21 protein-coding genes are annotated in these 23104 nt (G+C 63.0%); 12 read left to right on the forward strand and 9 right to left on the reverse strand.

Annotated elements, in window-relative coordinates; all coding sequences use genetic code 11:
• The first annotated feature begins 232 nt into the window (after positions 1–232).
• The 5 genes from pncB (at position 233) to rmuC (ending at position 6513) form a co-directional block, all read left to right on the forward strand.
• Positions 233–1429 (forward strand): nicotinate phosphoribosyltransferase, encoded by a 1197-nt coding sequence (gene pncB / locus CDV44_RS24210; protein ID WP_087691512.1) that lies wholly within the window; start codon positions 233–235, stop codon positions 1427–1429.
• A gap of 217 nt (positions 1430–1646) precedes the next feature.
• Entirely contained in the window at positions 1647–2309 is a 663-nt protein-coding gene (locus CDV44_RS24215) for a lactate utilization protein C (protein WP_087691245.1), read from the forward strand.
• A gap of 241 nt (positions 2310–2550) precedes the next feature.
• Positions 2551–3975 (forward strand): sodium:proton antiporter, encoded by a 1425-nt coding sequence (locus CDV44_RS24220; RefSeq protein WP_087691246.1) that lies wholly within the window; start codon positions 2551–2553, stop codon positions 3973–3975.
• 80 nt (positions 3976–4055) lie between these two features.
• Positions 4056–5045, forward strand: coding sequence for a D-glycerate dehydrogenase (locus tag CDV44_RS24225; protein ID WP_087691247.1), 990 nt, complete (start codon positions 4056–4058; stop codon positions 5043–5045).
• A 16-nt stretch (positions 5046–5061) separates the two neighbouring features.
• The gene (gene rmuC, locus CDV44_RS24230) at positions 5062–6513 is read left to right on the forward strand and encodes a DNA recombination protein RmuC (RefSeq protein ID WP_087691248.1); all 1452 of its coding nucleotides are present in this window, start codon (positions 5062–5064) and stop codon (positions 6511–6513) included.
• A gap of 69 nt (positions 6514–6582) precedes the next feature.
• On the opposite strand, the gene CDV44_RS24235 is transcribed toward rmuC, so the two are convergent.
• The 7 genes from CDV44_RS24235 to CDV44_RS24265 form a co-directional block, all read right to left on the reverse strand.
• Positions 6583–7068, reverse strand: a complete 486-nt coding sequence (locus CDV44_RS24235; protein ID WP_087691249.1) for a GNAT family N-acetyltransferase — start codon at positions 7066–7068, stop codon at positions 6583–6585.
• Positions 7069–7120: 52 nt separating this feature from the next.
• On the reverse strand, positions 7121–7402 hold the full coding sequence (locus CDV44_RS24240; protein ID WP_170936111.1) for a hypothetical protein: 282 nt from the start codon (positions 7400–7402) through the stop codon (positions 7121–7123).
• A gap of 113 nt (positions 7403–7515) precedes the next feature.
• Positions 7516–8799 (reverse strand): gephyrin-like molybdotransferase Glp, encoded by a 1284-nt coding sequence (gene glp / locus CDV44_RS24245; RefSeq protein ID WP_087691251.1) that lies wholly within the window; start codon positions 8797–8799, stop codon positions 7516–7518.
• A 65-nt stretch (positions 8800–8864) separates the two neighbouring features.
• Complete coding sequence (gene mobA / locus CDV44_RS24250) at positions 8865–9596, reverse strand: molybdenum cofactor guanylyltransferase MobA (protein ID WP_087691252.1); 732 nt, start codon at positions 9594–9596, stop codon at positions 8865–8867.
• 10 nt (positions 9597–9606) lie between these two features.
• Positions 9607–10476 carry a hypothetical protein gene (locus tag CDV44_RS24255; protein ID WP_141118803.1) on the reverse strand — a complete coding sequence of 290 codons (870 nt, stop codon included), beginning with the start codon at positions 10474–10476 and terminating at the stop codon, positions 9607–9609.
• 166 nt (positions 10477–10642) lie between these two features.
• Positions 10643–11770 (reverse strand): GTP 3',8-cyclase MoaA, encoded by a 1128-nt coding sequence (gene moaA, locus CDV44_RS24260; RefSeq protein WP_087691254.1) that lies wholly within the window; start codon positions 11768–11770, stop codon positions 10643–10645.
• Between the two features lie 366 nt (positions 11771–12136).
• Positions 12137–15562, reverse strand: a complete 3426-nt coding sequence (locus CDV44_RS24265) for an Rne/Rng family ribonuclease (protein WP_087691255.1) — start codon at positions 15560–15562, stop codon at positions 12137–12139.
• Positions 15563–16174: 612 nt separating this feature from the next.
• Between CDV44_RS24265 and CDV44_RS24270 the strand changes: the two genes are divergently transcribed.
• The 4 genes from CDV44_RS24270 to CDV44_RS24285 all read left to right on the forward strand — a co-directional run bounded on the left by CDV44_RS24270 (position 16175) and on the right by CDV44_RS24285 (position 19400).
• Positions 16175–17179 carry an RluA family pseudouridine synthase gene (locus CDV44_RS24270; RefSeq protein WP_087691256.1) on the forward strand — a complete coding sequence of 335 codons (1005 nt, stop codon included), beginning with the start codon at positions 16175–16177 and terminating at the stop codon, positions 17177–17179.
• On the forward strand, positions 17166–17828 hold the full coding sequence (locus CDV44_RS24275; RefSeq protein WP_058375956.1) for an HAD-IA family hydrolase: 663 nt from the start codon (positions 17166–17168) through the stop codon (positions 17826–17828). The genes CDV44_RS24270 and CDV44_RS24275 overlap by 14 nt, the downstream gene beginning before the upstream one ends.
• Entirely contained in the window at positions 17825–18259 is a 435-nt protein-coding gene (locus CDV44_RS24280; protein WP_087691257.1) for a Rieske 2Fe-2S domain-containing protein, read from the forward strand. Before CDV44_RS24275 ends, CDV44_RS24280 begins: the two co-directional genes overlap by 4 nt.
• Positions 18260–18344: 85 nt before the next feature.
• The gene (locus tag CDV44_RS24285) at positions 18345–19400 is read left to right on the forward strand and encodes a S49 family peptidase (RefSeq protein ID WP_087691258.1); all 1056 of its coding nucleotides are present in this window, start codon (positions 18345–18347) and stop codon (positions 19398–19400) included.
• A 68-nt stretch (positions 19401–19468) separates the two neighbouring features.
• On the opposite strand, the gene CDV44_RS24290 is transcribed toward CDV44_RS24285, so the two are convergent.
• Positions 19469–20185: an SAM-dependent methyltransferase gene (locus CDV44_RS24290; RefSeq protein WP_087691259.1), complete on the reverse strand. Its 717-nt coding sequence runs from the start codon at positions 20183–20185 to the stop codon at positions 19469–19471.
• Positions 20182–20817 carry a Maf-like protein gene (locus CDV44_RS24295; protein ID WP_087691260.1) on the reverse strand — a complete coding sequence of 212 codons (636 nt, stop codon included), beginning with the start codon at positions 20815–20817 and terminating at the stop codon, positions 20182–20184. The genes CDV44_RS24290 and CDV44_RS24295 overlap by 4 nt, the downstream gene beginning before the upstream one ends.
• A gap of 185 nt (positions 20818–21002) precedes the next feature.
• Between CDV44_RS24295 and CDV44_RS24300 the strand changes: the two genes are divergently transcribed.
• The 3 genes from CDV44_RS24300 (at position 21003) to plsX (ending at position 23075) form a co-directional block, all read left to right on the forward strand.
• On the forward strand, positions 21003–21596 hold the full coding sequence (locus CDV44_RS24300; RefSeq protein ID WP_371328812.1) for a DUF177 domain-containing protein: 594 nt from the start codon (positions 21003–21005) through the stop codon (positions 21594–21596).
• Positions 21597–21724: 128 nt separating this feature from the next.
• The gene (rpmF, locus tag CDV44_RS24305) at positions 21725–21904 is read left to right on the forward strand and encodes a 50S ribosomal protein L32 (RefSeq protein ID WP_023594409.1); all 180 of its coding nucleotides are present in this window, start codon (positions 21725–21727) and stop codon (positions 21902–21904) included.
• A 118-nt stretch (positions 21905–22022) separates the two neighbouring features.
• A complete protein-coding gene (gene plsX / locus CDV44_RS24310) occupies positions 22023–23075 on the forward strand; it encodes a phosphate acyltransferase PlsX (RefSeq protein ID WP_058375950.1) in 1053 nt (350 codons plus the stop codon).
• Positions 23076–23104 lie beyond the last annotated feature (29 nt).

Here is a 23104-nt window from a genome sequence, read left to right on the forward strand (position 1 = left end):
TGAGGCTGCCCGGCGACTTGTGACAGGTGTTGCCGGCGTCATATGGGCCGCGGCTTTGCGGTACCATCGAGCGTGCCCTTGCTAGGCCGGTGACGTCTCATCTGCCTTGCAAGGACGGAAATTCGCTCGCGTGCGGTGCGCGATGTGGGAGATGACTCCCATGCGTCGTGCACCCATCGCCGATATGCAGCGTTCGCTGCTTCTGTGCGTGCTCCCGCCGGGGCCTGTCGTCATGATCATCACGTCGCTGCTCGATACCGATCTCTACAAATTCACGATGATGCAGGTAGTGCTGCATCACTTTCCTGCGGCGCAGGTGGAATACCGCTTCAAATGCCGCACGGAAGGCGTCGATCTCACGCCCTACGTCGACGAGATTCGCGACGAAATCCGGCTGCTGTGCGGCCTGCGGTTCACGGAGTCGGAGCTGAGCTATCTCGGCGCCATGCGCTTCATCAAGAGCGACTTCATCGACTTCCTCGATCTCTTCCATCTCAACGAGAAGTACGTCACTGTGCAGCCCTCGTCCAAGGGCAACGGTGAGATCGACATCACGATTCAGGGGCCGTGGCTGCACACGATCCTGTTTGAAATTCCGGTGCTCGCGATCGTCAACGAGGTGTATTTCCGCAATACCCAACGCGTGCCGGCCTATGAAGAAGGGCGTCAGCGGCTGCGCGACAAGATTCGCATGCTCGCCGAGCCGGTGGACTATCGCGATTGCAAGATCGCCGATTACGGCACGCGCCGCCGCTTCTCGAAGGAGTGGCACGAGGAAGTCATTCTCACGTTGCGCGAGGAATTGGGCGAACAGTTCGCGGGCACGAGCAACGTCTACTACGCGTCGAAATTGGGGCTGACGCCGCTGGGCACGATGGCGCACGAGTATCTTCAGGCGTGTCAGGCGTTGGGGCCGCGCTTGCGCGACTCGCAGATCTTCGGCTTCGAGACGTGGGCCAAGGAATATCGCGGCGACCTCGGCATTGCGCTCTCCGACGTGTACGGCATGTCGGCGTTTCTGCGCGATTTCGACATGTACTTCTGCAAGCTTTTCGATGGGGCGCGTCACGATTCGGGCGATCCGTTCGCCTGGGGCGAGCGCCTGTTGCAGCACTACAGCGAGAACCGCGTCGATGCGCATACCAAGACGATGATCTTCTCGGACGGGCTCGACATTCCCAAGGTGCTGCAACTATTCGAGCGCTTTCGCGATCGCTGCAAGCTGGCGTTCGGCGTCGGCACGAATCTCACCAACGACCTCGGTTATCAGCCGTTGCAGATCGTCATCAAGATGGTGCGCTGCAATGGCCAGCCGGTGGCCAAACTGTCGGATTCGCCGGGCAAGAATATGTGCGACGACGATGCGTATCTGGCCTATCTGCGCCAGGTGTTCGAGATTGCACCGGAGCCGGCGCCCAGCCGGGGCTGAATCGCGTGGCGAGTGGCGCATCGGCGTTGATTTGGGCCTCGTCCGAGCGCGGGGACAGACCATTCCGATAGTGCGCGAATGCCCGGTGCGCGGGCATCGCGTGCCGCTATAATTGCGCATCGCCCGCTGGACTCGTGCCAGCGGCCACACGACACCCACGAAACAAACGACACGACGCCGGCCATGTACCGGTGTGCCGGCCTCTCAGGACGCAGCCATGGATACCACCGACGCCCGCAATCGCATCTTCGCCCGCATTCGCAACGCCCAGCATCGCCCTGATGCGGCGCGCGAGAACGAGCAGGCGGCGGCCGAGGACTATCTGGCGCGTCATCCGCAAGGACCGCGCCCGGCGATGCCGGACGATCTCGTGGCCACGTTCATCGGCAAGGCCGAAGCGCTCTCGACCACGATTGCCCGCGTGCCGGCGATGCAGGATGTGCCGGCCGCTGCCGCGCAGTACCTGCAAGCGAACGGGCTCGTGACGCAAGCGGTGGCGTGGCCGACGTTGCGAGCACTGGATTGGGCGGGCGTCGGTTGCCACGTCGAATATCGCAAGCCGCTCGGCGAAGATCTCGTCGGCATTACCGGCTGCTTCTGCGCAGTGGCGGAAACGGGCGCACTGATGATGATGTCCGGTCCCGAGACGTTTGCTTCGGCGACGTTGCTGCCCGAGACGCACATCGCTGTCGTACCGGCCTCGCGCATCGTCGCGGGGCATGAAGATGCCTTCGGGCTGATGCGCACCGAACGCAGACAACTCTCGCGTGCGACCAATTTCATCGCCGGGCCGTCGCGGACGGCCGACATCGAACAGACGCTGGTGCTGGGTGCCCACGGGCCCTACCGCGTTCACGTCATCATCGTCGACGGCGCCTGAATGGGGCGCTGACTGAGGCACCCGCCGAGACCACGCTTTCCGATCTCGTTTTTTCGTACAAGGGGTGTGAGACAACAGTCGAATTGCTCACGAAGGCCGCTTCAGGCTTGTCGTATTGGGCTTTTCGAGCGGTTGATTCGGATCCAAATAGGAAATATCCCAAGCTTTTGCCGCTTCGGGCACTCCTTCGAGAGGGGCGACTCGTAATAGATCGTCCATCAAACAACAGGAACCAGAAACCATGCAGAAGGGCATTTGGGGAGTAGTCGCCGCCGTGGGGCTGACGTTGATCAGTCCTGCCGCGCTTGCCGCAGGAGGCGGCCCGGACGGTGCACAACTCGTCGCGTGGTGGGGCTTGCCGTTCGCAGGCTTGCTGCTGTCGATCGCGCTCGGCCCGTTGATCGCACCGGCGTTCTGGCATCACCACTTCGGCAAGATCGCAGCGTTCTGGGGCGCAGCATTTCTGCTGCCGTTTGCGCTGGTGTATGGCGCAGGTGCGGCCTGGCACGGCGCGGTACACGCGCTGATCGCCGAATACATTCCCTTTGTCGTACTGCTGACGGCACTCTTCACGACCGCCGGCGGTATTTGCCTGCACGGCAACCTGCGTGGCGGGCCGTGGCTCAACACGGGGCTGCTGGGGCTGGGCACGGTGCTCGCCAGCATCATGGGCACGACCGGGGCGGCCATGCTGCTCATCCGCCCGCTGATTCGCGCAAACGACAACCGCAAGCACAACGTTCACGTGGTGGTGTTCTTCATCTTCCTGGTGGCGAACGCGGGCGGCTCACTCACGCCGCTGGGCGATCCGCCGTTGTTCCTCGGTTTTCTGCAAGGCGTCGAGTTTTTCTGGACGACGCGCCACCTCTGGCCCGAAACGCTGATGGCCTGCGCCATCCTGCTGGTGCTTTTCTTCCTGATCGATTCGTACTACTTCCGCCAGAAGGTGGAGGCAAAGATCGAGGAACTCGATCCGACGCCGCATGCCGCGCCGCTTCGTCTCGAAGGCAAGCGCAACTTCGTGCTGCTCGCGGTCGCCGTGGGCCTGGTGCTGATGAGCGGCATCTGGAAGCCGGGCGTTGTGTTCGACGTATTCGGCACACCGCTGACGCTCGAGAATCTGGCGCGGGATGTGGGACTTCTCGTCGTGACGGTGATTTCGCTCGTCATCACGCCGCGCACGGCGCGCGTCGGCAACGACTTCAACTGGGAGCCGATGAAAGAGGTCGGTAAGCTCTTCGCGGGCATCTTCCTGACGATTATTCCGGTGGTGGCGATTCTGCGTGCCGGTGAAGCCGGAGCGCTCGGCTGGGTGATCCGGCTGGTGACCGGTCCGGGCGGTGCACCGGACAACGTCATGTACTTCTGGGCGACGGGCATCCTGTCGTCGTTCCTCGACAATGCGCCGACATACCTCGTGTTCTTCAATACGGCGGGTGGCGACGCCGCAACGCTCATGACGTCGGGGGCGGCCACACTGGCGGCCATTTCCGCGGGTGCCGTATTCATGGGGGCGAACACGTACATCGGCAATGCGCCCAACTTCATGGTCAAGGCCATTGCAGAGCAACGCGGCATTCGCATGCCAAGCTTCTTTGGTTATATGCTGTGGTCGGGCGCGATTTTGCTGCCGCTTTTCGTGCTGATGACCTTGATTTTCTTCTGAGCCGCAACGCAATAACGCTATGACGCCAAGGCGCCGTAGCGTTGTCATGTGATGAGCGGCCAACTCCTGCGAGACGATAGGTGAAACCGAAGATTCTGGTGGCCCGCGCCATTTTTCCGGACGTGATCGAACGGTTGGCGCAGTACTTTGAGGTCGAGCGCAACGACGCCGACACCGTGTATTCAAGCGACGAGTTGCGCGCGCGCCTGGCCGACAAGGCGGGCGCGATCACGACCGCGAGCGAGCGTATCGATGCGTCGGTGCTCGCGGGGGCACCGCATTTGCGGGTGGTCGCCAATATGGCGGTGGGTTACAACAACTTCGACATCGAAGCGATGACCGCCGCTGGCGTGATGGCGACCAATACGCCCGACGTGCTCAACGAGACGACGGCGGACTTCGGTTGGGCGCTGTTGATGGCCACCGCTCGGCGTGTCACGGAGTCGGAGCGCTGGCTGCGTGAGGGCCACTGGAACAAGTGGGCCTACGACATGTTCCTGGGGGCCGACCTGCACGGCAGCACGCTCGGGATCATCGGCATGGGACGCATCGGACAGGCGATTGCGCGTCGTGCAATGGGCTTCAATATGCGGGTGGTGTATCACAACCGCTCGCGTCTCGATGCCGCCACCGAGGCCGCGTGCAAGGCGTCATACGTCGACAAGAACACGCTGCTGGCGACGGCGGATCACGTCATTCTCGTGCTGCCCTATTCAGCGGCAACGCACCACACGATCGGCGCGGCGGAGCTCGCCGCCATGAAACCGACGGCCACGCTTGTGAATCTGGCGCGGGGCGGCATCGTCGACGATGCGGCACTGGCGCAGGCACTGGCCAGCAAGCGAATTGCGGCGGCAGGGCTCGACGTGTTCGAAGGTGAGCCGAGTGTGCATCCCGAGTTGCTCAACGTACCGAATGTCGTGCTGACGCCGCATATCGCGAGCGCATCGGCCGCAACCCGCCGTGGAATGGCGAGTCTGGCAGCAGATAACCTGATTGCCGCGTTGGGGTTCGGATCGGCGCCGGGCAAACCGCCCTGCCTGCTCAACCCCGCCGCGCGTAAGGCCTAAGGAGGCAAGTGTGGAGATGGTGTTGGTAGCGCTGGCAGCGCTAAATCTGCTGGTGATGATCGTGATCGCCGTGAAGGTGTGGCAACGCAATGGCGATGCCGGCCTGCGCGCGACGCTCGTCGATTCGCTCACGAACGCGCGTGATGACATTCTGCGCGCGGCCGAACGTAGTGAGCGCGGCCTGCGTCAGGAGTTTGCGGAGACGGCACGTGCCGGGCGAGGCGAGCAGAGCGCGCAGATGGCGCAGTTTCAGCAGACGCTTGCCGCGCAGATGACGAGCGTGGCGACGGTGCAGAACAATCAGATCGATGGCTTTGCGCAGCAGTTGGCGAAGTTGACCGAATCGAACGCAGCCCAACTCGACGCGGTGCGCCAGAGCCTTGTGCTCAATGGCCAGCAGATGCGCGAAGAACAGACCTCGGCGCTGCGTCGCTTTGGCGAGGCACAGCATCAGCAACTGACGCAACTGGCCGAGGGTAACGAGCGGCGTCTTGGTGAAGTGCGCGCGACGCTCGAACAAAAGCTCAAGGACATCGAGGTCAACAATTCGACGAAGCTCGAAGAGATGCGCCGCACGGTGGACGAGAAGCTGCACGCGACGCTGGAGCAGCGGCTTGGCGAGTCGTTCAAGCTGGTGTCGGATCGACTGGAACAGGTGCACCGCGGACTCGGCGAGATGCAGACGCTCGCGGCCGGTGTGGGCGATCTCAAGCGCGTGCTGACGAACGTGAAGACGCGCGGTATCTGGGGCGAAGTGCAGTTGCAGGCGCTGCTTGAACAGTTGCTGACGGCGGATCAGTTTGCCAAAAACGTGGCCACGAAACCGGGCAGCAGCGAGCGCGTGGAATTCGCCATCGCGCTGCCGGGCCAGAACGGCGACAGCGGCACGCCGGTGTACCTGCCGATCGATGCCAAGTTTCCGCGCGAGGACTACGAGCGTCTGCTCGACGCACAGGAACGGGCAGATCCGGTCGCGGTGGAAGAAGCGTCCAAGGCCCTTGAGACGCGCATTCGTCTGGAGGCCAAGACCATTGCCGAGAAGTATCTGGCGCCGCCGCACACGACGGACTTCGCCTTGCTGTTCCTGCCGACCGAAGGACTCTACGCAGAAGTCTTGCGCCGTCCGGGGCTGTCGGACCTGCTCCAGCGCGAGTACCGCGTAACGGTCGCGGGACCGACCACGCTGACGGCGTTGCTCAACAGTTTGCAAATGGGTTTCCGCACGCTCGCCATCGAGCGACGTTCGAGCGAGGTCTGGCAGGTATTGGGCGCGGTGAAGACCGAATTCACCAAGTTCGGTGATGTGCTGGCCCGAACCAAGTCACAGCTGGAGACGGTGACGCGTTCGATCGATCAGGCGGAAGTGCGTACGCGTCAGATGGCGCGCAAGCTCAAAACTGTCGAAGCGTTACCGGGTGAAGAGGCGACGCAGTTGCTGGGTGTGGAGATCGGGGCTGACGAGGAGTGAGCTTCTGGGCCGTAAGCCCATCAGCTCACATCAAGCCCATAGGTTCGAAAGCCCCGGGCCGGAGGCGCGTCAGGCGTCGCCTTCGGCAAACTGCGTGAGCGAGTCACCCGCCATGCGAACGACACGCCATTCCGGCAGTACCGTCGCGCCCTGCGCGGTATAGAAATCAATCGCCGGCTGGTTCCAGTCGAGCACCGTCCATTCGAAGCGTCCACAGCCGCGCTGCACCGCGATGCGGGCCAGGCGTCGAAGCAAGGCTTGTCCGACACCCTTGCCGCGCATCGTCGGCTGCACGTAGACATCTTCCAGATACAGACCACGGCGTCCGAGAAACGTCGAGAAGTTGTGGAAGAACAGCGCATAGCCAACCGGCTTGCCATCCCATTCCGCCATCAGACATTCCGCCGCCGGCGTGGCGCCGAACAAGGCGTCATGCACGCTGGCCGGTGTCGCTTCGAAAATATCGAGCAGCTTCTCGAAGACGGCCAATTCCCGCATCAAGCCATGAATGGCATCGACGTCGTTCGGGGTGGCCGCACGCAGGTTCAAGGACATAGTGGGAATCTCGTCAGTCGGAATGTTCGGGGATTTCGGCGTGCGCAGGACGTCACTCGTCTTCTTCGTCGGGCACGTCGCCGAGCGCGATCTCAATGCCGCCGAAACGCTCGGCCACCCAGTTGTAAGCATGGCAGGCGATCCAGAGCAGCACGAAGCCGAGGATGGCGTTCAGGACCAAGGCGGAAATGAACGCGAGGCCCGGCAGATCGCCGTAGCGCAGGAATGCCGCCAGAAACGCGAGCAGCACCAGCGGAATACTGAAGGTGAGGTAGACCAGTACCAGCGCTTTGGCCGTCTGACCGGGACTGATGTAAGTGATCTGTTTGCGGATTGTCATTGCGCGTGTGTGTTTGCAGGTTTGTTGTGTAAAGCAGGCTGTCGATGTGCAGCCTGCGTGCGGGTATTTCGGTGTGTTGTCTTTCGAAACTCGCGTCGACCCGGACCCTAGACCAGTCCGTCGAATACGATCACGTCGACCAGTTCGCCCGCTGCGACATTGCCGCGTGACGTGTCTAACGTGACGAAGCAGTTGGCTTCGCTCATCGTGCGCAGGATGCCGGCGCTTTGCGCGTCGGCCACCGTGACCTGCCAGCGGCCTTGCGCATCGGCGGCCAGAATGCCGCGCAGGAATTCGGTGCGGCCCGGGCGCTTGGCAATGGCGCTTGTCGTCGGCACGGGCAGGCGCGGCGTGGCTTGCGGCTCGGCACCCATCAGGCTGAAGAGTCCGTCGCGCACCAGGTGGTAGAACGACGCCATCACGGCTGCGGGGTTGCCCGGCAGCCCGAAAAGCAGGGCGCGATGACCGTCGCTTTCCAGTTCGCCAAACGCAAACGGACGGCCCGGGCGCATGGCCATCTTCCAGAAAACGACATTGCCCAGACGCGTCATCATTTCGCGCGTGTAGTCGGCCTCACCGACGGACACGCCGCCCGAGGTGATCACCGCGTCGGCGTCACGGCAAGCGGTGCGCAACGTGTCTTCAATGGCTTGCGGATCGTCCCGCACCACGCCCAGATCGAGAATCTCGACACCGAGGCGCTGGAGCATGCCGTACAGCGTGTAGCGATTGCTGTCGTAGAGATTGCCCGGCACGAGCGGTTCGCCTACCGAGCGCAGTTCGTCGCCGGTCGAGAAGAACGCGACACGAATGCGTCGACGCACCGGTACTTCGGCGATGCCGAGCGAGGCGAGCAAACCGAGCGCGGCAGGGCGCAGGCGCTTGCCCGCGAGCAATGCCGGTTGACCGGTCGCAAGATCTTCCCCGACATGGCGGACATGGCGGCCCGGCGTGACGGCGTCGGCCGCGAAAGTCACGATTTCCGTGTCGCCTTCGCGTTGCACCTGTTCTTGAGGAATGACGGTGTCGCAACCGGCAGGCAGCAGCGCGCCCGTCATGATGCGCACGCATTCGCCCGCGCCTGCGACACCGTCGAAAGGGCGTCCGGCAAACGAGCGGCCCGCGACGCGCAAACGCACCTTGCCGCCCGCGGCCAGCGCGGTGCCGGAGAAGGCGTAGCCATCCATCGCGGCATTTTCGAAAGCGGGAACGTCGAGCGGGGAGATGACATCGCGGCCGAGCACGCGACCCAGTGCGCTGCGTACGGCAATTTGTTCGATAGCGGCGACGGGCTGGGCGGTACGCGCAATGATCGTGCGCGCCAACTCGACTGTCATGTCGTCAGGGTCGTACGCCGGCAAGCCGGCCAGGGCTTCGTTCAGTGTTGTCATCGGTATGGCGTCGTCATCGGACATCGGGCGATGGCGGCGGGTCGGGCCGCATCTGTGCCCGTCAGTCAGTGCCCGGAATCCCGGGGGGCGCGCGGCGTATCGGTATGGAGCTCATCAAGCGTGTTCACATTGTAAAACGGACGCTCATCGCCGAAGTGAACTTGTACGGCCTTGTGGCGTGCCAGCCACGCTCTCACGCGATGCTCGCCCGCGGCCAGTGTCGCGGCCAGATCGTCGGCCAGCGAACGATGCAATAACGCGAAAACCGGATGCGGACCTTCCGAGGTCACGGCGTAGGCGGCAAGGGCAAGCGGTGAGGATACGGGGGCTGACGAGGTTTGCGATGGCGCCGCTTGGGGCGGAATGTCCTCTGCGGATAGCGAATCGACGGCCGGATCGGCAGAGGCGGGGATGTCGGGAGCACCGGGAGCAACAAGCGCTGCGGCAAGGCGTGCCGCCAGATCGTCCGGCAACAGTGGTGAATCGCACGGTGCTGTCAGCACGTACTCAGTTTTGGCGGCGCGCAGCCCGGCGAGCATGCCGGCCAGCGGCCCCGCGAAATCCTGCGTCTCGTCGGAGACGACGTCGGCCCCCAGCGCTGCATACGCTGCGTGATTCCGATTGGCACTGATCAGCAGCGTGCCGACTTGCGGCTGCAATCGCGCAAGCACGTGCGCTGCCAACGGCTGTCCGTCGAAAAGCTGCAACCCTTTATCTCGTCCGCCCATGCGCTGCCCACGCCCGCCCGCGAGAATCAGGCCGGTAATGGCGTCGCGGGCAATGGGCGGGTTAGGCATGAGATTTCCGTTATGAACGGTTGAGTGCGATGACGCGTCCGGTGGCGTCAAACCAGACGGCGCCGTCGCCGAGCATCACGCCTTGGTCGCGCGCAAACATCAGGCGAGGAACGGCGGCGCCGATGGCGCGCACGTAGCTGTCGGTGAAGATTTCGTTGTAGCGCGCCAGCAGCGACTTCGGATTACGCAGAATCAGCGTCTTGCCGCGCAGCGACACGCGCACGGGATAGCGAATCGATTGAGCAACGACATCGCGTCGATCGTCGAGCACGCCCTTGCGGAACATGCCCGCCGCGCGATTGATCGTCTCGTCGTCGTTGGCACCGGCCGCGCCGTACAGGTGATCGATCTTGCCGGTCTGAATGTTCGACATCGCCAGCTCGAAAGGCACCGTACGCCCGTTGCGCAGGTCTTTCCATTGGCCGGAGATCACTTCGCAGCTGCCCGAGGCGCCACCGCGCTGGCGGTTGATGTCGTCGTGCGAGGCGAATTCGCCCTCGAACGTGGCACGCGGCATGCCGCCCGCGTCGAATTCCGTCAGGTGCAGGCGTGACTTGTTCTCGAGCTTGCCGGTAAGCACGGTGTCGCTCTGCGACGAGGCGTTCGCGTAACGGCCTTCGAGCTTGCCGCCCGAGGACGTGCGCAGTACGAGCCGCAGTGGATTGCGCTCGCCGAGTTGACCGCTATAGGTGATGAGATGGTTCGCGATCTCGCGCTCCGACGGGTCGCAATCGGCATGGGCCAGCGATGGCATCCACACCACGCAAAGCATCGCCAGCGTGGCGAGTCCGATGGCCACCGTGCGCAGGCGAAGGCGGCGTGGGCGTGTCGCCGGGGGTGTCGTCGTACGGCGCGACGTTGCGCCCACACGTGCAGGCAAAGCGAAAGAGTCTCGGGCGCAACTAGCGTCCGGGGCAGCAGCAATCATGAGTTGAGTTCAGGAATTCGGATTCGGGCAGCGTGGCGTGGTGTCTCGGGGTATCTCGTGGTGTCGGGGGCATTCGACGCATGTTGCGCATCGGGGGCACCACACCCGCTGCCGGTGATCATCCGCCGATATAGGACATTTCCACTTTCGGCGGCGCATCTTCGGGCAAGCCCGTCGCGGCCGTGCGCAAGGCCGAGTAGCGGTCGGTACGATCGTGCCAGATATCGCCGATGGCGGTCGAAATCTGCGCGTCGCTCGCGCCGTTGCGCAACAGCGTGCGCAGGTCGTAACCCGAACTCGCGAACAGGCACAGGTACAACTTGCCTTCCGTAGACAGTCGCGCACGCGAACAAGTGCCGCAAAACGCACGCGTCACTGACGAAATGACGCCGACTTCGCCGCCACCATCGCGATATTGCCAACGTTGGGCGGTTTCGCCGGGATAGTTCGCTTCGAGCGGTTCGACCGGTAAGGCTTCGTTCAGGCGGGCAATCACTTCGGCCGACGGCAGCACTTCATCCATGCGCCAGCCGTTCGAGGTGCCCACGTCCATGTATTCGATAAAGCGCAGTACGACGCCGCTGCCGTGGAAATGGCGCGCCATCGGCACGATATCGCCGTCGTTAGTGCCGCGTTTGACGACCATGTTGACCTTCACCGGCCCCAAACCGACGTGCTGCGCTTCGGCAATGCCTTCGAGCACATTGACGACCGGGAAGTCGACGTCGTTCATCTGGCGGAAGATCGTGTCGTCAAGGCTGTCCAGACTGACCGTCACACGCGTCAGCCCCGCATCCTTGAGCGACTGGGCCCGGCGCTTGAGCAACGAGCCGTTGGTCGTGAGCGTGATGTCGAGCGGCTTGCCCGAGGGCGTGCGCAGGCGGGCGAGCATCTCGATGAGACGCTCCAGATGCTTGCGCAGCAGCGGCTCGCCGCCCGTCAGACGCAGCTTTTCCACGCCATGTTCGACGAACAGGCGCGCAGCACGCTCGATTTCTTCAAAGGAAAGCAGGGAGGATTGCGGCAGGAAGGTGTAGTCCTTGTCGAACACGTCCTTCGGCATGCAATACACACAGCGGAAGTTGCAACGATCGGTCACCGAAATCCGCAGATCGTGCAGCGGCCTGGCCAGCGCATCCTGAAGATGGCCGGTGGCTGTGCGCACTTGTGCGGGGATCTGCGGCGTATGCGTCGCATATCGCGCGTCGGTGCGCAGATCGGTGAGTCGGATAATCGTTTCGGTCATGGTGGGGCCTTGGCTTGCGTCTCCATTCTAGCGAATTGGCATGTTCGCCGCCGAAACCGGGATTTTTGGACGGAATTACCGTCGCGCCGGCGTTCGGGCAGCAACCAGTTCGATGCGGGACATCAAGCCAGTGTCAGGCATCACGATACGGGCAGTGCGTCGCACGCACAAGTCGGGACAACACGAGGATGTCCCGATATTCGCGTGAGTCGCTGCCACGCTATGTCTTTGCGTTTGTGGGCGTCACCAATGGAAAAGGGGGCCGAAGCCCCCTTTTTTGGCGTCACGGCAGTTGCCTGACGTTGGCCGATATTGCTTCCGTTACCCGATGCAGTATCGCCCTCGTCAGGACAACGTCATGCGATCTCAGGCACCGTGATCCGACGAAGTCTGCGTTTCCACTTGCTCCATCGGGCCGGTGTTGACCGGTGCTGCCGTACGACGCTGACGTTGCACGCGCGGTGCCGGTGCGGCTTGCGCCGCGGCTTCCTTGGCTGCGCGATGCTTGTCGGCGTCGGTGTGGACCCACACCAGACCCACGCTCTGGAGCGTGCTTTCCAACGCACCTTGCTCCACAACCGGCGTCGCGCTGACCGACACAGGCTTCTGCGTCACGACTTCCGTGACCGCAGCGGCCGCTTCCGGCTGTGCCGGGGCGGTCGGTGCCACGTAGGCGGGCGCTTGCGTGGTTACTTCTACCGGCTTGGCAGTTTCCACCGGGGCCACTTGCACCGGCACCGGTTCCACCGGCGCGCTGGCGCTGGCGGCCGTTGCGGCGATTTCGGTCAGTGCTTCGGCCGGTACCGTCGGTTGTGCCGGGGCCGGCGTTGCTGCCGGCAGCGGCGTGCTGACCGGCGGCACGATCGGTGCGGCAGCTTCCACGGCGGGCAGCGGCGCAACGTTCACGGGCACGACAGGGGCGGCCGGAGCGACCGGCGTGACCGGTTGCGTCACGACTTGCACCGGCACTTCCGGCGTTGCCACCGGGGCGGCTTCGCTCACCGTTGCGACGGCCACTGCCGGCGCTGCGGGGGCGACCGGGGCCGCTTGGGTTTGCACCTGCTCCAGCGTCGGCGTTGCGACGGCGGGTTTGGTTTCAACCGGTTGGAACGTCTGAGCGGGTGCCTGCGCAGGTTCGGCGTGAACCTGTGCGGCAGCAACCGTGGCGGCGGCCGCTACGACTGCCGGTGCAACGGCTTGCGGTGCCACATGCTCAGCGCGCTCTTCCGTCACTGCCGGCGTCGCAGCGTATTCCGATGCTGCGCTGCCTGCATGACCTGCATCACCAGCATTGCCCACGTTTTCCGAACCTTCGCCTTGCTCGCCGTCAGCATGCAGTTGCTGCTCACCGGCTTCGCGTTCACGACGGCCACCACGACGACCACGACGACGGCTGCGGCGACGCTCTTCGTTCGCCTGTTCGCTCTCGTCACCGGCCACGCCTTGGGCGCCTTCGGCTTGCGCACCTTGTGCTGCCAAACGGTCGTGCTGATCGTACTCGGCGTCTTCACCAGCGCTCAGCGGGGCAGCCACTTGCGCCGCGCGTTGCGGAGCCGCAGCTTGTTGACCCTCGGCACCTTCGGTCTGACGGCGGTTGCGATCGCGGCGGTTGCCACGTTCGCGGCCTTCACGCGGTTCGCGACCGTCTTCAGCGCGCACTTCCTGCGCCGGTTGACGTTGTGCATCGTCGCGCTCGCGCTTGTCGCGGCCTTCTTGACGCTCGTTACGATCGCCACGCTCATTGCGGTCGTTACGTTCGGTGCGCTCATTGCGCTCCGTACGGTCGCCGCGTTCGTTGCGATCATTGCGGTCATTACGATCGGCACGTTGCTCGTTACGGTCCGTGCGCTCGGCACGTTCCGGACGCGCTGCGCGGCCTTCGCGTGCCGGTTGGCCCGCGTTGTCCTTGCCGGTCTTGTTCTCGTCACGGGCGTTGCCGCGGCGATTACGGTTTTGCTGATGCGGACGATCATGACGCTCGCGCGGCGGACGTGCTGCCGGCTTGGCCGGGGCTTCGTCCTTCACCGGTGCCGGTGCGGCAGGCTCAAGGCCCAGCAAGCGCTTCACGAAACCGATGAAACCACCGCTGCGGACCGGGGCTGCCGGGGCTGCCGGGGCAGGCGTTGCGGCGACCGGTTCCGGGCGCGGCTGCGCTGCCGGGGCCGGCTGCTCGGGCGTGATGCCCTTGACTGCGGCTTCCTGACGCGGACGCACGTCTTCCTTCTTCTTGCTGTAACCGGCCGGATCGTCTTCCGATGCGCGGGCGGCTTCCTCGGCGAGCGCGTAGCTGGCCTTGGGCGCGTCCAGACGCGGGTCGTCGAAGCGCAGGCGCTCCAGCTTGTAATGCGGCGTCTCGAGGTGCTTGTTCGGGATCAGCAGCACGCCAACCTTGAAGCGCGCTTCGATCTTGTTGATTTCCTGACGCTTTTCATTGAGCAGGAAGGCGGCGACTTCGACCGGCACCTGGCAGTGAATCGCTGCCGTGTGCTCCTTCATCGCTTCTTCCTGGATGATGCGCAGGACTTGCAGTGCCGACGATTCGGCGTCGCGGATGTGGCCGGTGCCGTTGCAACGCGGGCAGGTCACGTGCGTGCCTTCCGAGAGCGACGGACGCAGGCGCTGACGCGAGAGTTCCATCAGGCCGAAACGCGAGATCTTGCCCATCTGGACGCGGGCACGGTCGTGCTTGAGCGCATCCTTCACACGTTGTTCGACTTCACGCTGGCTCTTGGCCGACTCCATGTCGATGAAGTCGATCACGATCAGGCCGCCGAGGTCACGCAGACGCAACTGGCGCGCGACTTCGTCGGCAGCTTCCAGGTTGGTGCGCAGGGCGGTTTCTTCGATGTCCGCACCCTTCGTGGCGCGTGCCGAGTTCACGTCGATCGACACCAGTGCTTCGGTGTGGTCGATCACGATGGCGCCACCCGAGGGCAGCGGCACCTGACGCGAGTAAGCCGTTTCGATCTGGTGTTCGATCTGGAAACGCGAGAACAGGGGCACGTCGTCGCGGTACTGCTTCACGCGATTGAGATGGTCGGGCATGACCACCTGCATGAAGTTGCGGGCCTGTTCGGAAATTTCTTCCGTATCGATGAGAATTTCACCGATATCCGGTTGGAAATAGTCACGGATGGCGCGGATGACCAGGCTCGATTCGAGATAGATCAGCGCCGAGTCGCGCGGCAGTTCGATGGTGTTGGCGGCGCCTTCGACGGCGTGCCACAGTTGCAGCAGGTAGTTCAGGTCCCACTGGAGCTCTTCCGCCGAGCGGCCGATACCGGCCGTGCGGGCGATGATGCTCATGCCTTCGGGCAGTTCGAGCTGCCCCATCGTCTCGCGCAGTTCCTGACGATCTTCACCCTCGATGCGGCGCGACACGCCACCGCCACGGGGGTTGTTCGGCATCAGCACGAGGTAACGGCCGGCCAACGAGATGAACGTGGTCAGGGCTGCGCCCTTGTTACCGCGCTCTTCCTTTTCCACCTGAACGATGAGTTCCTGACCTTCGGACAGGGCATCCTGAATGCGCGCATTGCGCACATCGGCGCCGTCGCGGAAGTACGCGCGAGCGACTTCCTTGAACGGCAGGAAGCCGTGGCGGCCTTCGCCGTAATTGACGAAGCAGGCTTCGAGGGAGGGTTCGATACGGGTGATGACACCCTTGTAGATGTTGCCTTTACGCTGTTCGCGTCCGGCCGTCTCGATATCGATGTCGATGAGTTTTTGCCCATCGACAATGGCCACGCGCAGTTCTTCCTGCTGCGTGGCGTTGAACAACATGCGTTTCATGAAAACGACTCCCACCCGCCGCTAATGCGAATGCGCAGAGCGTCGGGCACGTATCACTCGAGTTATCCAACACGCGAGGTTCGAGCCGGAGGTGGAAGAATTGCCGGGGAGGTCCGGGCGATGAGGCCCACGGACGCAAAGGCGCCTGCGAATACGCTAACGCGCTCGCCCGGAACCGCCGAAGTGCCATATAACGCCGGCACAGCGCGGATTACTTCGGGTTTGCAGTCCGTAACACGAGAAACTTCATCAGCATTTTCTCGGGGCGCCTGCCGACACTTATTCTTATTGTGGCGGCGCCTCAATCTCGACTTTTGCGCGAACGATATTCACAAAGCGATCAGCCTGAAAGAATGGACTCCAGTCTGACCGCCAAAAAATTCTATAACCACCAACTCTATCCGCGTCATGCGCGCTGCGACCGAAGCGGCCTATGGGCCAGACTTCCTGCCGACGCTGCGTGACGTGCGTGCGCTCGCTGCTCCAGGGTCACCGGACGAGCAGCCTGCCCGGGGTGCAAGTAAAATACCGTTTTGGGGTATGCACCAGCAGAGGTGTGGATTTGGCACGATTCCCGCTACCGCCACCTCTGTCGGACAAATTATATTCATAATGAATGAGTTAGGCAAAAGTCGGCACAAAATGGTTGCGCCGGCACCCGCACCACAGGTGCGGTTGGTCGAAGTCGACGACGGCTCGGCCGGTCAGCGGATCGATAATTTCCTCCTGCGTGAGTGCAAAGGGGTACCGAAAAGTCACGTTTATCGGATTCTTCGCAGCGGCGAAGTCCGCGTAAACAAAGGGCGAGTAGACGCAGCCTATCGACTTGTCCTGGGCGATATCATCCGAATCCCCCCGGTCCGCGTGGCCGCCGGTTCCAACGAACCCCAGACCCACGTTCCCGCCGCCACATTCCCCGTCCTGTTCGAAGACGACTACCTGCTGGCCATCAACAAACCGTCCGGCGTGGCCGTGCACGGTGGCAGCGGCGTGTCGTTCGGTGTGATCGAGCAATTGCGCCGCGCCATGCCGCAACTGAAGTTTCTCGAACTGGTGCACCGCCTCGACCGGGATACCTCGGGCATTCTGCTGCTCGCCAAGAAGCGCGCCGCGCTGGTCGGCATGCACGAGCAGATTCGCCACAACCGGATGGACAAGCGTTATCTGGCTTGTGTCACCGGCGAATGGCGCGACAAGCTGCGGGCGGTCAAGGCGCCGCTATATAAATACGTCACGTCCGAGGGGGAGCGCCGCGTCCGGGTGCAGGAAGACGGCCAGCAGTCGCACACCGTATTTCGCATGGTGGAATCATTTCCGCCTTATACCTTGCTGGAAGCGGAACTGAAAACGGGACGAACCCATCAGATACGCGTTCATCTGGCACACTGCGGCACCCCGATCGTGGGAGACGACAAGTACGGCGACTTCACGCTGAACAAGAATCTCGCCCGTCCCGGCGCCAAGCCCGGTATCAAACGCATGTTCCTGCACGCCTGGCGGTTGAAGTTCACGCATCCCGTGCTCGATACGCCGATTGCACTGGAAGCGGCGTTGCCGCCAGAATGTGAGCAATTCCTGAATCAACTTCGAGGCGCTCCCGCCGATGCCAAGCCCTGAGTTCGACCTGGTCGTTTTCGACTGGGACGGGACGTTGATGGATTCGACGCCCACTATTACCCGCTGTATCCAGGCGGCTTGCCGCGATCTTGGGTTGCCTGTGCCGACCGACGAGCTGGCCAGCCATGTCATCGGTCTGGGGCTGCGTGACGCCCTGCAAATGGCGGTTCCGACGCTCGACCCTGCGCACTATCCGCGTCTTTCTGAACGCTATCGCTTTCATTACTTGATAGGCGATAAAGCCACCGTGTTGTTTCCCGGCGTACGAGAATTGCTGGAAGAACTGCGCTCGCGCGGTCGATTCCTGGCAGTGGCGACCGGTAAGTCGCGCGTTGGCCTGAACCGCGCGCTCGAATCGGCAGGCCTGATGCGCACGTTCGACGCGACACGTTGCGCGGATGAGACATTCTCGAAGCCCCATCCGGCCATGCTCCAGGAACTCACCCGTGAGCTTGGGCAAGACCTGCGCCGCACGGTCATGATCGGCGACACCACGCACGACTTGCAGATGGCGCACAGCGCCGGGGCCGCGAGCGTGGCCGTGGCCTATGGTGGCGCGCATCCGCGTGATCAGCTTGAGGCGCTTGCGCCTGCGTTCTGTGCAGGCAGTGTGGCGGAGTTGCGCGAGTGGCTGCTGGAGCGGGTGTGAGCGAAACCGTCGCGCCGCAGCCGATCTGTGCCGGTACCGCGCTGGTGGACGGCGGACTCGGCGTGCGCTTCGAGGTGCTGGTCGGCGGACATCGCACGCCAGCCTTCGTGATTCGCTACGACGGGCAGGTGTATGGCTACCTCAATCAGTGCGCCCACGTGCCCATGGAGCTGGACTGGTCCGAGGGGCAGTTCTTCGAGACGTCCGGCTTATACTTGATGTGCGCTACGCATGGCGCGACGTACGAGCCCAATACGGGTCATTGCGTCGGCGGCCCATGCCGTGGCGGTGCATTGCAGCCGGTGCGGGTCGAGGAACAGTCGGCCCTGACTGACGGGGCGCCGTCGGGTGGCGCTGCTGCCGCGACGACGGTTGTGTGGTGGCCGGACGCCTATATACAAGTGCCCGATGCGCCGGCGTCGGCCGCGTGACGTGATCTGCGAATGACCGAAGCGACCTGAACGCGACGACAGCCGAACTTCTACCGCCTTTTCCTAAAGCTTCTCTGGACAACGTATGGCCGACGCCCTCCCGCCCGATTCGCCCCGCACCGAACCCGGTTTTCCGCCACCCGGCGGGCGTCCCCCTTCGGGAGGTGGGGGGAGTCCGCGTGACCCTCGCGAAGTGAAGCCGTGGGAGCGCGAGATGCTCGAAAAAGTGCTGATGGCCGGCATCAAGGAGCAGCGGGCTGCGCGCCGCTGGAAAATCTTCTTTCGCCTGCTGATGCTCGCGATCGTTGCGCTCGTCGTGTGGTCGATTTTCGATATCGATGGGAGCAGCAGTACATCGTCTGCTGGCGGTTCCGGCAAGCACACGGCACTCGTGACGCTGAGCGGCGAAATTGCCCCGGATGGTCAGGCCAGTGCTGAAAAGATCAACTCGGCACTCGAATCGGCGTTCGAGGATTCCTCGGCTGCGGGGGTGATCCTGCGGATCAACAGCCCGGGCGGCAGTCCGGTGCAGGCCGGTATGATCTATGACGATATCGCCCGTTTGCGCGCGAAATATCCGAAGAAGCCGTTGTACGTCGTGGTCGAGGAAATTTGTGCGTCCGGCGGCTATTACGTGGCGGCGGCTGCCGACAAGATTTACGTCGACAAGGCGAGCATCGTCGGGTCCATCGGCGTGTTGATGGACGGTTTCGGTTTCACGGGGCTCATGGACAAGCTCGGCGTCGAGCGGCGTTTGCTGACGGCCGGGCGCAACAAGGGCTTCCTCGATCCGTTCTCGCCGCAGACCGATCAGCAAAAGACGTACGCGCTCGACATGCTTGAGCAGGTGCATCAGCAGTTCATCGGTGCGGTCAAGAAGGGGCGCGGCAATCGCCTGAAGGACGACCCGGATCTGTTCAGTGGGCTGTTCTGGACGGGCCAGCGTGCCATCGAATTGGGGTTGGCCGACGGCACGGGCACGGTGGATTCAGTCGCCCGCGATGTGCTGAAAGCGCCTGATCTGGTTGACTACACCGTCAAGGAAAACCTGCCCGAGCGCATGGCGCGCCGATTCGGTGCGGCGGTCGGCACTGCGGCCATGAAGACGATGATGATGGGCTCGTCGCTGTCGTTGAAGTAAAACTGGATTTTCGATGCGAAATCGATGAAAAACCCCACGGAAACGGACGTTTTCGTGGGGTTTTCGTTTTACTGCGCGAGGAACAGGAAAATCGCGGGGCGCTTGTGTAGCTCCACGGTGTTCTGCGGCCAGCCTTTCACGCGATGCGCGACGATCTGCTCCGCATCCTGCGTCACATCGACGGCCACGCACAGCAGCGTCGATGCGTCGCAATTTTGCAGCAGCGCATCGAGCATGGCCTTGTTGCGGTAGGGCGTCTCGATGAAGATCTGCGTCTGCTTTTCCTTACGCGAGCGCTGTTCGAGTTCGCGCAGCCGTTTGGCGCGCTCGCCCGCATCCGTCGGCAAGTAGCCGTGAAACGCAAAACTCTGGCCGTTCAGACCGCTGGCCATCAGAGCAAGCAGAATCGAGCTCGGACCGACGAAAGGCACCACGCGGACGCCTTTTTCGTGGGCGCGCCGCACCAGCAGGGCCCCCGGATCGGCCACCGCCGGGCAGCCCGCCTCCGATACGAGGCCGCCGTCGGCACCCGCCAGAATCGGTGCCAGCAGAGCATCAATGGCGGCTGGCGGCGTGTTGACGTTCAACTCGCGGATTTCGATTTCCTGAATCGGCGTGCTCACGCCGACCAGTTTCAGAAAGGCGCGCGTGCTCTTGGCCTGTTCGCCGACGAAGTACGTCAGGCCGGCCGTCACCGTGCGGACCTCTTCGGGCAGCACGGCGGGCAAGCCGCCACGCGTGTCGGTGCCGAGGGTGTTCGGAATCAGGTACAGCGTGCCGCTCATGCCTTGGCTCCCGAAGCACCTTGTTGATGCACGGTCTGCGGCACGATTGATACGCCCGCCTGCATCAACATGGTCGTGAGTGCGATCATCGGCAGGCCGATGAGGGCGGTGGGATCGTCGTTCTCGATGGTTTCGAGCAGCATGATGCCCAGCCCCTCGGACTTGGCGCTCCCGGCGCAGTCATAGGGCGTTTCGGCGTGAAGATAGGCGGCGAGCACGTCATCGGGCAAGTCACGGAACTTCACACGGGTTACCACGTCTGTGGCTTGGCTGCGGTCGTGGCGAGCATCGTGCAGACAGAGTGCGGAGTGAAATTCCACGACTTTGCCGCGCATGTCGCGCAACTGCGCCATGGCGTTCTCGAAATTGCCGGGCTTGCCGATCTGGCGGCCTTCGAAGGTGGCGACCTGATCGGAGCCGATGATGAGGGCGTCGGGGTGAAGGGCGGCGACAGCCTGAGCTTTCTCGCGCGACAGGCGCAGGGAGGTGTCGTGCGGGGTTTCGCCAGGTGCCGGGGTTTCGTCGATGTTCGGGACGACGACCGTGAACGGCAGGCGCAGGCGCTCAAGCAGTTCACGGCGATAGCGCGATCCGGAGGCCAGGATCAACGGTGGCAGGGGCTGTGCGGTCATCGGGTTTAAGTGTTTGACGAGAAACGAAAAACTATTTAGAATTCACGGCTTTTGCAATCTGGCGCTCGGTCCCGCCAGTCTGCGCGATCAGGGTTCGAACACCGGAAAACGGCGTCGGATCAAGGCGCTGCGAGGGCAAGGGACGTTGAAAAGCAGTCAGATGCGCCAAGGCAAGGATGAGCGTGATGAACGAATATATCGTCGATCTGTTCGAATTCGCGCGTACCGGCCGGGTGGCGGAAGGTGACGTGCGACTTGCGGCTTTGCCGCGCATGGTAACCGAAGTGCCTCCTGAAGTCTCGGAGGCCGCCCGTACGAAAGGCGTGTTCCATTGGCGTGCCGAGGGCAGCGAAAAGCAGGTGTTGCGTGCGGATGGCAAGCCCACCGTTGCGCAGTTTCTGACGCTGTCGGTCGAAGGCCCGATGTGGCTGGAGTGCCAACGCTGCCTGGCGCCGTACCAGGAACCGCTGGACTCGGAGACGACGTTTGAAGTCGTGCGCGACGATGCGGCTGCTGAAGCCCGTCCGCTCGACGAAGACGAACTCGAAGCGCTGGTCGGCTCGAAGCATTTCGATCTGCGCGAGCTGGTCGAGGAAGAATTGTTGTTGGCTTTGCCGATTGTGCCCAAACACGAGGTTTGTCCGAGTGTGCACGACGCGCTGGCCACGGGCAGCGACGGGTTGACCGAACCGGAACCCGAGCCCGAAGAAGAGGATAAGCCGTCTCCGTTCGCGGCGCTGGCAGCGCTCAAGCGCTCGCCGGACAAGGACGGAAAGTAAAGTGCGGCCGGGTTTCCGGCTCACCAAAGTACATGTTTGCGTTAGTCGCACAGGTCGGGCCGACAGGCCGACACCGTAGGGCGGCGCTCGAACTGTGTTAAAATTTCGCGATATTTTGAGGAGTTATCATGGCCGTTCAACAGAACAAGAAGTCGCCGTCGAAGCGCGGCATGCACCGTTCGCACGATTTCCTGACCGCACCGTCGACCGCCGTCGAACCGACGTCGGGTGAGACGCATCTGCGTCACCACATTTCGCCGAACGGTTTCTACCGTGGTCGTAAGGTCATCAAGACCAAGAACGACTAATTCGGCCCGACAGACGACACGCGCCCATCATGGCGCTGTTTGATCGTCCGATGTGGCAAAAGCGGCACTTATCCTGCCGCTTTTTTTGTTACCTGTACCGCAAGCCAATCACGTCGACATGACAGTCACCCTGACGATCGATTGTATGGGCGGTGACCATGGCCCATCGGTGACGGTGCCGGCCGCGGTTCACTTCGTACAATCCACCGACGATGTCGAGCTCGTGCTGGTCGGGCAGCAGGACGCCATCAACGCGCAGCTCGCAAAGTTGCGCGTGACGGATCACCCGCGCCTGTCCGTCGTCAATGCGACCGAAGTTGTCGCCATGGACGACTCGGTCGAGACCGCGCTTCGCAAGAAGAAAGACTCTTCGATGCGTGTGGCGTTGAATCTGGTCAAGGAAGCGCGCGCGCAGGCTTGCGTGTCCGCCGGGAATACCGGTGCGCTGATGGCCGTTTCGCGCTACGTGCTCAAGACGTTGCCGGGTATCGAACGTCCCGCCATTGCCACGGTGCTGCCTAATCAGAAGGCCGGCTACACCACGATGCTCGATCTGGGCGCCAACGTGGACTGCGAGCCGACCCACCTGCTGCAATTCGCCGAAATGGGCCACGCGCTCGTCGCGGCGGTCGACGGGAAGGACCATCCGTCGATCGGTCTGCTCAACATCGGCGAAGAAGTTATCAAGGGCAACGACGTCATCAAGCAGGCAGGCGAGCTGTTGCGCGCCTCCACGCTGAACTTCTACGGCAACGTGGAAGGCAACGATATCTATCGCGGCACCACCGACATCGTGGTCTGCGACGGTTTCGTCGGTAACGTCGCGCTCAAGACCTCCGAAGGCCTGGCGCAAATGCTCGGCGACATGATCAGAGAGGAATTCACCCGTACGTGGTGGGCCAAAGTGATCGCTGTTGTCGCGCTGCCGATTCTCACCCGCTTCAAGAACCGCGTCGATCACCGTCGTTATAACGGTGCGGCGTTGCTCGGGTTGCGTGCACTTGTCATCAAGAGCCACGGCTCGGCCGACGCCTACTCGTTTGAATGGGCTATCAAACGCGGCTATGATGCAGTTCGCAATGGTGTGCTCGACCGCTTGTCGCACGCCATGCAGGAGAATCAAACCAAGCTCCAGGACAACAAGCCGGCGAGCGCCATTCCGGCGCTTTGATGCCGACGGCCTGCCCTGGCGCGCTAACT

Source organism: Pandoraea sp. PE-S2R-1 (assembly GCF_002179865.1).
Lineage (GTDB): Bacteria > Pseudomonadota > Gammaproteobacteria > Burkholderiales > Burkholderiaceae > Pandoraea.

Excerpts from the sequence above, each read along its gene's own strand:
- pncB (WP_087691512.1), top strand. The coding sequence starts at position 233 with ATGATCATCACGTCGCTGCTCGATACCGATCTCTACAAATTCACGATG.
- CDV44_RS24215 (WP_087691245.1), top strand. The coding sequence starts at position 1,647 with ATGGATACCACCGACGCCCGCAATCGCATCTTCGCCCGCATTCGCAAC.
- CDV44_RS24220 (WP_087691246.1), top strand. The coding sequence starts at position 2,551 with ATGCAGAAGGGCATTTGGGGAGTAGTCGCCGCCGTGGGGCTGACGTTG.
- rmuC (WP_087691248.1), top strand. The coding sequence starts at position 5,062 with ATGGTGTTGGTAGCGCTGGCAGCGCTAAATCTGCTGGTGATGATCGTG.
- CDV44_RS24235 (WP_087691249.1), bottom strand. The coding sequence starts at position 7,068 with ATGTCCTTGAACCTGCGTGCGGCCACCCCGAACGACGTCGATGCCATT.
- glp (WP_087691251.1), bottom strand. The coding sequence starts at position 8,799 with ATGACAACACTGAACGAAGCCCTGGCCGGCTTGCCGGCGTACGACCCT.
- mobA (WP_087691252.1), bottom strand. The coding sequence starts at position 9,596 with ATGCCTAACCCGCCCATTGCCCGCGACGCCATTACCGGCCTGATTCTC.
- moaA (WP_087691254.1), bottom strand. The coding sequence starts at position 11,770 with ATGACCGAAACGATTATCCGACTCACCGATCTGCGCACCGACGCGCGA.
- CDV44_RS24265 (WP_087691255.1), bottom strand. The coding sequence starts at position 15,562 with ATGAAACGCATGTTGTTCAACGCCACGCAGCAGGAAGAACTGCGCGTG.
- CDV44_RS24270 (WP_087691256.1), top strand. The coding sequence starts at position 16,175 with ATGAATGAGTTAGGCAAAAGTCGGCACAAAATGGTTGCGCCGGCACCC.
- CDV44_RS24275 (WP_058375956.1), top strand. The coding sequence starts at position 17,166 with ATGCCAAGCCCTGAGTTCGACCTGGTCGTTTTCGACTGGGACGGGACG.
- CDV44_RS24285 (WP_087691258.1), top strand. The coding sequence starts at position 18,345 with ATGGCCGACGCCCTCCCGCCCGATTCGCCCCGCACCGAACCCGGTTTT.
- CDV44_RS24290 (WP_087691259.1), bottom strand. The coding sequence starts at position 20,185 with ATGAGCGGCACGCTGTACCTGATTCCGAACACCCTCGGCACCGACACG.
- CDV44_RS24295 (WP_087691260.1), bottom strand. The coding sequence starts at position 20,817 with ATGACCGCACAGCCCCTGCCACCGTTGATCCTGGCCTCCGGATCGCGC.
- CDV44_RS24300 (WP_371328812.1), top strand. The coding sequence starts at position 21,003 with ATGAACGAATATATCGTCGATCTGTTCGAATTCGCGCGTACCGGCCGG.
- rpmF (WP_023594409.1), top strand. The coding sequence starts at position 21,725 with ATGGCCGTTCAACAGAACAAGAAGTCGCCGTCGAAGCGCGGCATGCAC.
- plsX (WP_058375950.1), top strand. The coding sequence starts at position 22,023 with ATGACAGTCACCCTGACGATCGATTGTATGGGCGGTGACCATGGCCCA.